Here is a 10,630-nt window from a genome sequence, read left to right as displayed (position 1 = left end):
GCCGCCACCGGTCAATCCAAGCCGACCAAAAGACCGAGCCTCTCCCAATCAGATGGCCTTCATATATGAATAACTTTCCCCGGACAGCCCTGCGCAAGAGGGGAGATCGGCTGTCACATCGGCCTTCGCCAAATCTCCAACGTTGAGCAAGATAGCGCGGCTGACTGAGCTGCCAATCTCCCCCCTTGCGGGGGAGATGGCCGGCAGGACAGAGGGGGGTGCTGTCCCGCCGACATCAAAAGGTTTCCCGGCACGCGGGCAGTTTCCCAGCAGTTTTCACCGCTCCTACTTTGCTCTACCAATGCAGGGTCTCGGGCACGGCCCGGCGGGGAGGGTCAGAGATGCCGAGCTTCGACAGCCTGTTCAACGCTTTCGTCACCATTCTCGTGACCATCGACCCACCCGGCCTCGCGCCGCTCTTCCTCGCCGTGACGCGCGGCATGAACCGCGAGGAGCGCAACCAGGTTTCCGTCCGCGCCTCGATCATCGCTTTCCTGGTGATGGCGCTGTTTGCAATCGCCGGCGCATCGATCCTGTCGGTGTTCGGCATCACGCTGCCGGCGTTCCGCGTCGCCGGCGGGTTCCTGCTGTTCTTCATCGCCTTCGAAATGGTGTTCGAGCGCCGGCAGGACCGCAAGGAGAAGATCGGCGACGTCGCCATCACCAAGGACATGATTCACAACATCGCCGCCTTTCCGCTGGCGATCCCGCTGATCGCCGGTCCGGGCGCGATTTCAGCGACCGTCCTGCTCTCCGGCTCGTTTCCAGGTTTTGGAGCGCAGGCAGCCCTTGTCGGCATCATCGCGATCTGCCTTGTGATCACCTACCTGGTGTTCGTGCTGGCCGAGCGCATCGACCGTATCCTCGGCCAGACCGGCCGCTCGATCCTGACGCGGCTCCTCGGCGTCATCCTGGCGGCGCTCGCCGTGCAGTTCGTCGCCGACGGCATCAAGGCGTTGATGGCGGGGTGAAAAACGAAAGCGGCCTCGCGCTTGATACCGAGGCTGCCATTTTCGTTATCCAGCTCGCGCGACGAACCGCCACCACTGGACGCTGTCCTACTTAGCCGTGGTGTCGATGACTTCGAAGTCGTGGGTGATCTCGGCGGTCTTGGCCATCATTGTCGAGGCCGAGCAGTATTTTTCGATCGACAGATCGATTGCCCGCCTCACCTTATCGGGCGAAAGCGCGCGGCCCTTAACAATGAAACGCATATGGATGCGGGTGAACACCCGCGGCTCCTTCTCCGCCCGGTCGGCGTCGAGCTCGACCACACAGTCTTCGACCGCCTCGCGGCCCTTTTCGAGGATGTGGACGACATCATAGGCCGAGCAGCCGCCGGTGCCGAGCAGCACCAGTTCCATCGGGCTCGGCCCCGGCGTCCTGCCTTCCGGCCCGAACGCGGTCCCCAGCACCACCTTGTGACCGCTGCCGGACTCGCCAACGAAAGTGCGCTCCTCGACCCATTTGATCCGTGCTTTCACCTGATCCGTCCTTTCACCGTGCACCGCTCAAACGCACAACGTCCCGAAGACAGATCTTCGGGACGCCAATGCATGGCCTCAAGTAGCTGGCGTTGTCAGCTCGCGCAGAGCCGTTCGCTCCGAGGGATCAGAACGGAATTTCGTCGTCCAGTTCGCGCGACGAACCGCCGCCACCACCGCCCTTGTTGCCACCGCCGCCGCGATTGAGACTCTCGCCCGGACCCGACTGACCGAAATCGGAACCACGGCTGCTGCCGCCACCGGCATAACTGCCGACCTGACCGCCCTCGCCCTGCCCGCGTGCGTCGAGCATCTGCAGCTCGCCACGGAATTTCTGCAGCACGATTTCGGTCGTGTAGCGGTCATTGCCGGTCTGGTCCTGCCATTTGCGCGTCTGCAACTGGCCTTCGACATAAACCTTGGCACCCTTCTTCAGGTACTGCTCGGCGACCTTGGCGAGCTGGTCGTTGAAGATGACGACATTGTGCCACTCGGTCTTTTCCTTGCGCTCGCCGGAAGTCTTGTCGCGCCAGCTTTCCGACGTGGCGACGCGGATATTGACGACCGGCTCACCCGAATTCAAACGGCGGATTTCCGGGTCCGCCCCGAGATTGCCCACCAGAATGACCTTGTTGACGCTACCCGCCATGATACTTCTCCGCGCTCATCCGAAACAAAATTTCTGTCGCTCACCTTATAGACTGCGGACAATCCCCGCCTGCCGCAGCTGCCTTTTCCCACAAGGTTTTTGTTCTCTTTTCGTTCTAGACTCCGCAACCCTTATTGTCAAGGAATGTCAGCAACAAGTAATATCTTGGGCCTGGAAATTCCACGATATCTGGCCGCCGGGATCGAAGGTCGAATATAATGAAGACGGTTGCGCATGAGGACCAGCCGCAAGAAGAGTGGCGAGCGGGAGTACACCCGCATGCATGTTTCGGCCTGCAACGGCGCAACTCAACTGTGCATATTTGAACAATGGGTCGAGCCCTGGGTTGGCGCCCCGACACATTGGCACCCGGTCGAGGAGGTGCTTACTGTGATCGCTGGCAAGGCCGAAATGTGGATCGATGAGGAGCGTGTCGTCTTGATTCCCGGGCAGTCCCTTGTTGTTCCCGCGCACAGGAAACATGGCTTTCGAAATGTCGGCACTGAGACGCTTCACATCCATGCCGTGCTGGCGTCACCAATCTTCGAGGCAATTTTTGAGGGATCTGCCGAGCCGGTCAGACGCTGGCTTCCGGCGCCATAAAACGGCACTTGCCAAACCAATAAGTATCGACTTATGCTTTGACCATGATCGAAGCAGAAATTTTTCGTGCCTTGGCCGACCCGACGCGCCGCGCCGTCTACGAACGGCTCGCCGCCGGCGAGATGACCGTGTCGGAACTGCGCAGCGGCATGACCGTGTCGCAACCGGCCGTGTCGCAGCATCTCGCGGTGCTGCGCGGCGCCGGCCTGGTGGCCGAGCGGCGGGCCGGCCGCAACGCCTATTATCGCGCCGATCCGCAGGGCCTTGACCCACTGCTTGGCTGGATCGACCGCTACCGTGCGTTCTGGCCCGAGCGTATCGAGAGACTCAAGGCGGTTTTGAAGGACATGGACCAATGACGGCAAAACAGCATTCGGACATGGCGGCAGATTCGATCGAGTTCGAGTGCGAGCTTCCGGAACCGCCGGAAAAAGTGTGGCGGGCGCTGACGGTACCAGACCTGCTCGCGGCCTGGATGATGCCGAACGACATCAAGCCGGAGGTCGGCGGCCGCTTTGCCTTTGCTAAGGCTGATGCGCACATCGAGTGCGAAATCCTCGACGCCGAGCCCGAACGCCTGCTGCGCTATTCCTGGCGGGAGCGGCCGGCGCCTGGCAAAGCAGCGGATCCGCTTGCCGGCCCGCTGGACAGTATCGTCACCTTCACGCTCGACCGCACCGTGTCGGGCGGCACGCATCTGCGCATCGTCCACGGCGGATTTGCGCGAGTAGCTACGCCTGCGGTTGCAGGCGCCGGTTGCCGGCTCTCGCTCAACGCACACAGCCGCAGACAGACCATCGCCGCAAACACGCCCCGCCCCTTCCTGCGCGCGGCCTGAGCGGCACAACGGAGAAAAGCGATGAGCGGTTTTGCCAACCTGGTGCCGATGGTGATCGAGCAGTCGAGCCGCGGCGAACGCGCCTTCGACATTTTTTCGCGGCTGCTGCGCGAGCGCATCGTCTTCATCAACGGCCCGATCGACGATGGCGTGTCGGCGCTGGTCTGTGCCCAGCTTCTGTCGCTGGAATCCGACAATCCCGATAAGGAGATTTCGCTCTACATCAACTCGCCGGGCGGCGTGGTGACCAGCGGTTTCGCCATCTACGACACGATGCAGTATATAAGCAGTCCGGTATCGACCGTCTGCATGGGCTTTGCCGCCTCGATGGCCTCGTTTCTGCTGATGGCGGGCACGCCGGGCCGGCGCATCGCGCTGCCCAACACCAGCATCCTGCTGCACCAGCCGTCAGGCGGTTTCCAGGGCCAGGCCTCCGACATCCAGCGCCATGCCGAAGGCATTCTCAGGACCAAGCGGCGGATGACCGAGCTTTACGCGCACCATTGCGGTCGCACGTTCGAAGAGGTCGAACGCACGCTCGACCGCGACCATTTCATGACTGCCAAGGAGGCAAAGACTTGGGGGCTTGTCGATCATGTTTTTGACACCCGTAAAAGGGCGGCGTGAAAGATAGCCGGCTCATGAGCGACGACGGCCAAGTCATTCGGCGAGTTTGATCGCCACCGGTCTGGCCTCGACCATGGCGCGGCGATATAGTCCGCCGATGCTCGACAAGATTTCACGCAGCCGTTTGAACCGCCTAGTCTAGTCATCGGTGTTGCAGTCGCGGCCATGACCTCCGGCACGGCGTTCGCCCAAGACAATTCAACGTCTTCGCAGAACGGCACGCTGCCCGGCGTGGCCGATGACTATCGCATCGCCAAGCCGGCTCCCGAACCCGACGATGCCGTGCCCAGCGACGGCCAGTTCAAGATCGGCGATATGGACGTCAGGATTTCCGGCAGCATAACCGTCGATGTCGGCGCCGGCGAGATCAACGTCCCCCGGCGATAGGAAACGTCCACCGGCCTTCATCGCTGCCATAATCGCAAGGCACTCGTGCGCTTGCGGGTCATCTGAAATGAACAGCCCCGCCGCTGCTTCCGCAAACGGTCGGGGCTTTTTTTGGATCTAAAATCCAAACTTGCCGGGAGTACACTGCCGGCTTTTGATTTCGGATGCTTCGCGGCGTTCAGCCGACGATCCGACTAGTAGTCTCTGATTTTTATGGGAATCGGCAGGTCACGGTTTGTCGGGCGGCGCAGACGCCTAGCCCTGGCACTTATGCCTGCCGCGGCTCCAGCGACACGTGGAGCCTCAAGGGACTGTCCGGTGGAGTCATTCCTCTGCTCTCCTTTTCTGTCATTGCGACTGGCGTCGTCCGAAGCACATATCGCAAAAGCCCGCGGCGTCTCGCAGGCCACCTTGGGTGGCGAGGCCATCGAAAGACGGCCGGCTTCGGTGACGTTTGGAGTCTGCCCCCCTGAGGCTGAGACGTCAACCGTTGGATAGCCGATTACAAAAAATGTGATCGCTTGTGGGGCGAATCCGAAATTTGCATCCGTTTTGAGCAGCGCGGCGTCGGCTGTGCATTACATGGACGCATTTGTCAGGAGCTTGTTCGGTCTTTGTTCTTTGCGCTTGCTCGTCCGCGCGAAAGGCGGTTAAAGGCTTTGGTCGAGAGTTGTGGCATCTCTCGAAAAGGTGGCGAAGCTACCTACATAGGGGATGGTCGGGACAACCCGCCATCCCATGAGATTCCAGATCTGAGGCGGCGACCGGCGATGGCCGACCATAAATATCTTTCCATTCGCGGGGCGCGCGAACACAATCTGAAGAATGTCGATCTCGACCTGCCGCGTGACAGCCTGATCGTCATGACCGGCCTGTCGGGGTCAGGCAAGTCGTCGCTCGCCTTCGATACCATCTATGCCGAGGGCCAGCGCCGCTACGTCGAAAGCCTGTCGGCCTATGCGCGGCAATTCCTCGAAATGATGCAGAAGCCTGACGTCGATCAGATCGACGGCCTGTCGCCGGCCATCTCCATCGAGCAGAAGACCACCTCGAAGAACCCACGTTCGACAGTCGGCACCGTTACCGAGATCTACGATTACATGCGGCTGCTGTTCGCGCGCGTCGGCATCCCCTATTCGCCGGCAACCGGCCTGCCGATCGAGAGCCAGACCGTGTCGCAGATGGTCGACCGCGTGCTGGCTGTCGAGGAAGGCACACGGCTGTTCATCCTGGCGCCGATGGTGCGCGGACGCAAAGGCGAATACCGCAAGGAACTGCTGGAGCTGCAGAAAAAGGGATTCCAGCGCGTTAAGGTCGACGGTGTCTTTTACGAAATCGCCGACGTGCCGGCGCTGGACAAGAAATACAAGCATGATCTCGACGTCGTCGTCGACCGCATCGTCGTGCGCGGCGATCTGGCGACGCGGCTTGCCGATTCCATCGAAACCGCGCTGAAGCTGGCCGACGGGCTGGCGGTGGCCGAATTCGCCGACCGGCCACTCGACCCCAGCCAGACCGGCGAGGATTCGGTCAACAAGTCGAAGAACGAGACGCATGAGCGCATCCTGTTCTCGGAAAAGTTCGCCTGCCCGGTGTCCGGCTTCACCATTCCCGAGATCGAGCCGCGGCTGTTCTCCTTCAACAACCCGTTCGGCGCCTGCCCGACCTGCGACGGCCTCGGCAGCCAGCGCGCCATCGACGCCAGCCTGATCGTGCCCGACGACAATTTGTCCCTGCGTGCCGGCGCCGTCAGCCCATGGGCGAAATCGACTTCCCCTTATTACGTGCAGACGCTCGAGGCGCTGGGCAAGGCCTATGGCTTCAAGCTCGGCGACAAGTTCCGGGATTTGACCGAGGAGGCAAAGCAAGCCATCCTGCATGGCACCGGCGAGCGCGAGGTCACCTTCCAGTATGATGACGGCCTGCGCTCATACAAGACGACCAAGACCTTCGAAGGTGTCATTCCCAATCTCGAGCGGCGCTGGAAGGAAACCGAATCGGCCTGGATGCGCGAAGAGATCGAGCGCTTCATGTCGGCCACGCCTTGCCCGGCCTGTCGCGGCTACCGGCTGAAGCCGGAATCGCTTGCGGTAAAGATCGCCGGCAAACATATCGGCGAGATTACCGAACTGTCGATCCGCAAGGCCGACCAATGGTTTACCGAGCTGCCCGCCTCGCTCAGCGACAAGCAGAACGAGATCGCCGTGCGCGTGCTCAAGGAGATCCGCGAGCGGCTGCGCTTCCTCAACGATGTCGGGCTCGACTATTTGACGCTGTCGCGCAATTCCGGCACGCTGTCGGGCGGCGAGAGCCAGCGCATTCGCCTGGCCTCGCAGATCGGCTCCGGCCTCACCGGCGTGCTCTATGTGCTGGACGAACCGTCGATCGGCCTGCACCAGCGCGACAATGCGCGCCTGCTCGACACGCTGAAGCACCTGCGCGACATCGGCAACACGGTGATCGTCGTCGAGCACGACGAGGACGCCATCCTGCACGCCGACTATGTCGTCGATATCGGCCCGGCCGCCGGCATTCACGGCGGCCACATCATCGCGCAGGGAACGCCGCAGCAGATCATGGCGAGCCCCGCCTCGATCACCGGCAAATATTTGTCCGGCGAGCTCGAAGTGGCGACGCCGGCCGTGCGGCGCGAGGCCAAGAAGAACCGGCGCCTGAAGATCGTCGGCGCGCGCGGCAACAATCTGAAGAACGTTACCGCCGAAATCCCGCTCGGCACCTTCACCGCCGTCACCGGCGTCTCCGGCGGCGGCAAGTCGACCTTCCTGATCGAAACCTTGTTCAAAGCAGCGTCGCGCCGGATCATGGGTTCGCGCGAGCATCCGGCTGATCATGACCGCATCGAGGGCCTTGAGTTCCTCGACAAGGTCATCGATATCGACCAGTCGCCGATCGGAAGGACGCCGCGCTCCAATCCCGCCACCTACACCGGCGCCTTTACGCCGATCCGCGACTGGTTCGCCGGCCTGCCGGAGTCGAAGGCGCGTGGCTATCAGCCCGGCCGCTTCTCGTTCAACGTCAAGGGCGGCCGCTGCGAAGCCTGCCAGGGCGACGGCGTCATCAAGATCGAGATGCACTTCCTGCCCGACGTCTACGTCACCTGCGACGTCTGCCATGGCAAGCGCTACAATCGCGAAACGCTCGACGTGTTGTTCAAGGGCAAGTCGATTGCCGACGTGCTCGACATGACGGTCGAGGAAGGCGTCGATTTCTTCGCCGCCGTGCCGGGCGTACGCGACAAGCTGGAAACGCTGAAACAGGTCGGCCTCGGCTACATCCATGTCGGCCAGCAGGCGACGACGTTGTCGGGCGGCGAAGCGCAGCGCATCAAGCTCGCCAAGGAGCTGTCGCGCAAGGCGACCGGCAAGACGCTCTACATCCTCGACGAGCCGACCACCGGCCTGCATTTCCACGACGTCGCCAAGCTGCTCGAAGTGCTGCACGAGCTAGTCGACCAGGGCAACACGGTGGTCGTCATCGAGCACAATCTCGAAGTCATCAAGACCGCCGACTGGGTGCTCGACCTCGGCCCCGAGGGCGGCGACGGCGGCGGCGAGCTGGTGGCATCCGGCACGCCGGAGGATATCGTCCGCGAGAAGCGCAGCTACACCGGCCAGTTCCTGCGGGAACTGCTGGAGCGGCGGCCCGGAGGCAAGCGCGAAGCGGCGGAGTGAATGAGGACTGGCTGGCGTTTGGAAGAACCTTCAAATGAAGATCAGAAGAGCGCTTGCCGGTGATTTTGACGCTGTTGTCCGGCTGACCGACGCTGCCTATGCGCCTTACGCCCAATCCATACCGGCCAGGATGGACGATCGTCGACATGGCGAAGAGTGTCGAGACGATCGCTACGCCTGACCCATTTCAAAACTCGGGAGGACGACAATGACTCAATCAGGAACAATCCGCGCCGGCATGGGCGGCTGGACCTTCGAGCCGTGGGACACGTCCTTCTATCCGGACAAGCTGTCCAAGGCGAAGCAGCTGCACTACGCAACCCGGCAGGTGCCGAGCATCGAGGTCAACGGCACCTACTATTCAAGTTTCAAGGAGCCGACCTTCGTCAAATGGGCAAACGAGGCGCCGGATGGCTTCGTCTATTCGTTGAAAGGCAACCGCTTCGTCACCAACCGCCGCGTGCTCGGCGAGGCCGGTGAATCGATGATGCGCTTCCTGGGATCGGGCGTCGCCGCACTCGGCGATAAGCTCGGGCCGATCCTGTGGCAGTTCGCGCCGACGAAAAAGTTCGATCCGGACGATTTCGAGGCCTTCCTCAAGCTTTTGCCCGAAAAGCAGGACGGCGTTGCGCTGCGCCATGCGGTGGAGGTGCGCAACGACAGCTTCGTCGTGCCGGAATTCGCCGCCCTGGCGAGGAAATACAAGGTGGCGATCGTCTACGCCGACCACGCCAAATATCCTGGGATCGCCGACGTCACCGGGGATTTCATCTATGCGCGGCTGCAGACAGGCAGCGACGACAATCCCGACTGCTACACGCCAAAGGCGCTCGACGAATGGGCGGCGCGGGCGAAAACCTGGGCGGAAGGCAAGGCGCCGGCTGACCTGCCGCGCGCCGATCCCTCAACCGACGCGTCGGTCAAACCGCGCGATGTGTTCGTCTACTTCATCACCGAGGGCAAGGTCCGCGCGCCGTTCGGCGCCATGGCGCTGATGAAACGCGTCACAGGCTGATGGCCTCGAGTTGTGACATCTTCATCACCATCGTAACCTTATCGATACCTCCTTGCTGCATGAATCCGCGGAGCTAGGGCAGCCGCGGGTTAGGGCATGTCGCTCGACTACCACTCACTTCTGCTGGCTGTCGGTTTTTCCGCCGCCTGCCTGAGCCTGACCTTGTTCGGCATCTGGCTGACCGCGCGAACCGAAAAGTTCCTGCTGACTTGGTCGATCAGCGCGCTGTTGATCGTCGGCGATGTTGTTATCTACGAGGACTATATCGAGACGCCTGGACGCATCCTCGGCATCGCGACGTTCGCCCTGCTCCTGATTGGCTTCTCGACCATGCTGGGCGCCGCTTATCAGTTCAGAAGCGGCCGATCGCCGATACCGCTGACGGTTCTCGGCAGCTGCATCTCGCTTACCCTGGCGCTGCCGCCGATGGCGCTCGGCTATGACGGGCTCGGCTTCATGTTCGAAAATTTCTTTGCCGCCCTGCTTCTGTTTGCAACGGCCTATCAGTACTGGATCGGGCGCACCGAAGCCCCTGTCCCGATCATCGGTCTCGCCGTGCTCTACTCGACCACCGGCATTTCCTTTGTGCTGTGTGCCATGGCTCTTGCATGGGATGGGAAGCTGGTCCTCGGACATGCGCCGAGCAACTGGGCCGAGGATCTGAGCCTCGTCGTCGTCATCGCCAGCATGACCGGCATCGGCGCCCTTTCGCTGGCACTCAACCAGGGCCGTCTGGCCCGATACCACCGTCTGGATGCGCTGACCGATCCGCTGACCGGCCTGCTCAATCGCCGCGCCCTGTTCGATCTCAATGGCTGTGCGCCAATCGGGGCTTTCACTGCGGTGGTCGTGTTCGACCTCGACGGCTTCAAGGCCATCAATGACGAATTCGGCCACGCCACGGGCGATCAGGTGCTGAGAGTCTTCGCCGAGGAACTGGTCGAGAACCTTCGCCCGACCGATGTCGCCGCGCGCATGGGCGGAGAGGAATTCGCGCTGGTTCTGCAGCGGACCCTACCCGAAGCGGTGGAGTTCACCGCCGAGCGTATACGCACCGCCTTCGCCGCGCGTGTCATCGAGACCGAAACCCGTCCCCTGACATGTACGGTCAGCGCCGGATACGCTTTCGGCAGCAACGACGGCATGAGCTTCGACAAGGTGCTCAGCGCCGCCGACAAGGCGCTCTATGCCGCCAAACGCGGCGGTCGCAACCGCGTCGCGGCCTCGACCTTCCGGCGCGCAAGCTAGAGCAAGTCCTGTGATCGATGAATCGATTGTGATGTGACAGCTGCGTCTTGTGCTGATTCAACATCCACCTCGATGGAGGTGGACGAT

12 protein-coding genes are annotated in these 10,630 nt (G+C 62.0%); 10 read left to right on the top strand and 2 right to left on the bottom strand.

What is annotated here, in order from left to right; translation table 11 throughout:
* Positions 1-341: 341 nt before the first annotated feature.
* Complete coding sequence (locus NKH12_RS28480) at positions 342-971, top strand: MarC family protein (protein ID WP_352956193.1); 630 nt, start codon at positions 342-344, stop codon at positions 969-971.
* A gap of 87 nt (positions 972-1,058) precedes the next feature.
* Here the strand turns inward: NKH12_RS28480 and NKH12_RS28475 are convergent, their stop codons facing one another.
* Entirely contained in the window at positions 1,059-1,484 is a 426-nt protein-coding gene (locus NKH12_RS28475) for an OsmC family protein (RefSeq protein WP_352956192.1), read from the bottom strand.
* Between the two features lie 127 nt (positions 1,485-1,611).
* Positions 1,612-2,133, bottom strand: a complete 522-nt coding sequence (ssb, locus tag NKH12_RS28470) for a single-stranded DNA-binding protein (protein WP_352956191.1) — start codon at positions 2,131-2,133, stop codon at positions 1,612-1,614.
* A gap of 234 nt (positions 2,134-2,367) precedes the next feature.
* Between ssb and NKH12_RS28465 the strand changes: the two genes are divergently transcribed.
* From NKH12_RS28465 to NKH12_RS28425, 9 genes are all read left to right on the top strand, one after another.
* On the top strand, positions 2,368-2,736 hold the full coding sequence (locus NKH12_RS28465) for a cupin domain-containing protein (RefSeq protein WP_352956190.1): 369 nt from the start codon (positions 2,368-2,370) through the stop codon (positions 2,734-2,736).
* 44 nt (positions 2,737-2,780) lie between these two features.
* The gene (locus NKH12_RS28460) at positions 2,781-3,095 is read left to right on the top strand and encodes an ArsR/SmtB family transcription factor (RefSeq protein WP_352956189.1); all 315 of its coding nucleotides are present in this window, start codon (positions 2,781-2,783) and stop codon (positions 3,093-3,095) included.
* Positions 3,092-3,574, top strand: coding sequence for an SRPBCC family protein (locus NKH12_RS28455; RefSeq protein ID WP_352956188.1), 483 nt, complete (start codon positions 3,092-3,094; stop codon positions 3,572-3,574). The genes NKH12_RS28460 and NKH12_RS28455 overlap by 4 nt, the downstream gene beginning before the upstream one ends.
* Before the next feature lie 21 nt (positions 3,575-3,595).
* Positions 3,596-4,201, top strand: a complete 606-nt coding sequence (locus NKH12_RS28450; protein WP_352956187.1) for an ATP-dependent Clp protease proteolytic subunit — start codon at positions 3,596-3,598, stop codon at positions 4,199-4,201.
* 165 nt (positions 4,202-4,366) lie between these two features.
* Positions 4,367-4,588 carry a hypothetical protein gene (locus NKH12_RS28445; RefSeq protein ID WP_352956186.1) on the top strand — a complete coding sequence of 74 codons (222 nt, stop codon included), beginning with the start codon at positions 4,367-4,369 and terminating at the stop codon, positions 4,586-4,588.
* Between the two features lie 770 nt (positions 4,589-5,358).
* Positions 5,359-8,280, top strand: a complete 2,922-nt coding sequence (uvrA, locus tag NKH12_RS28440; RefSeq protein WP_352956185.1) for an excinuclease ABC subunit UvrA — start codon at positions 5,359-5,361, stop codon at positions 8,278-8,280.
* Between the two features lie 34 nt (positions 8,281-8,314).
* The gene (locus tag NKH12_RS28435) at positions 8,315-8,461 is read left to right on the top strand and encodes a hypothetical protein (protein WP_352956184.1); all 147 of its coding nucleotides are present in this window, start codon (positions 8,315-8,317) and stop codon (positions 8,459-8,461) included.
* A 27-nt stretch (positions 8,462-8,488) separates the two neighbouring features.
* Positions 8,489-9,295 carry a DUF72 domain-containing protein gene (locus tag NKH12_RS28430; RefSeq protein WP_352956183.1) on the top strand — a complete coding sequence of 269 codons (807 nt, stop codon included), beginning with the start codon at positions 8,489-8,491 and terminating at the stop codon, positions 9,293-9,295.
* A gap of 96 nt (positions 9,296-9,391) precedes the next feature.
* The gene (locus tag NKH12_RS28425; RefSeq protein ID WP_352956182.1) at positions 9,392-10,543 is read left to right on the top strand and encodes a GGDEF domain-containing protein; all 1,152 of its coding nucleotides are present in this window, start codon (positions 9,392-9,394) and stop codon (positions 10,541-10,543) included.
* Positions 10,544-10,630: the final 87 nt, after the last annotated feature.

It is taken from the genome of Mesorhizobium sp. M1322 (assembly GCF_040318085.1).
Lineage (GTDB): Bacteria > Pseudomonadota > Alphaproteobacteria > Rhizobiales > Rhizobiaceae > Mesorhizobium.
The sequence above is the reverse complement of the archived record's forward strand: the minus strand, read 5'-3'. Positions and strand labels throughout refer to the sequence as shown.

Excerpts from the sequence above, each read along its gene's own strand:
- NKH12_RS28480 (WP_352956193.1), top strand. The coding sequence starts at position 342 with ATGCCGAGCTTCGACAGCCTGTTCAACGCTTTCGTCACCATTCTCGTG.
- ssb (WP_352956191.1), bottom strand. The coding sequence starts at position 2,133 with ATGGCGGGTAGCGTCAACAAGGTCATTCTGGTGGGCAATCTCGGGGCG.
- NKH12_RS28465 (WP_352956190.1), top strand. The coding sequence starts at position 2,368 with ATGAGGACCAGCCGCAAGAAGAGTGGCGAGCGGGAGTACACCCGCATG.
- NKH12_RS28460 (WP_352956189.1), top strand. The coding sequence starts at position 2,781 with ATGATCGAAGCAGAAATTTTTCGTGCCTTGGCCGACCCGACGCGCCGC.
- NKH12_RS28455 (WP_352956188.1), top strand. The coding sequence starts at position 3,092 with ATGACGGCAAAACAGCATTCGGACATGGCGGCAGATTCGATCGAGTTC.
- NKH12_RS28450 (WP_352956187.1), top strand. The coding sequence starts at position 3,596 with ATGAGCGGTTTTGCCAACCTGGTGCCGATGGTGATCGAGCAGTCGAGC.
- NKH12_RS28445 (WP_352956186.1), top strand. The coding sequence starts at position 4,367 with ATGACCTCCGGCACGGCGTTCGCCCAAGACAATTCAACGTCTTCGCAG.
- uvrA (WP_352956185.1), top strand. The coding sequence starts at position 5,359 with ATGGCCGACCATAAATATCTTTCCATTCGCGGGGCGCGCGAACACAAT.
- NKH12_RS28435 (WP_352956184.1), top strand. The coding sequence starts at position 8,315 with ATGAAGATCAGAAGAGCGCTTGCCGGTGATTTTGACGCTGTTGTCCGG.
- NKH12_RS28430 (WP_352956183.1), top strand. The coding sequence starts at position 8,489 with ATGACTCAATCAGGAACAATCCGCGCCGGCATGGGCGGCTGGACCTTC.
- NKH12_RS28425 (WP_352956182.1), top strand. The coding sequence starts at position 9,392 with ATGTCGCTCGACTACCACTCACTTCTGCTGGCTGTCGGTTTTTCCGCC.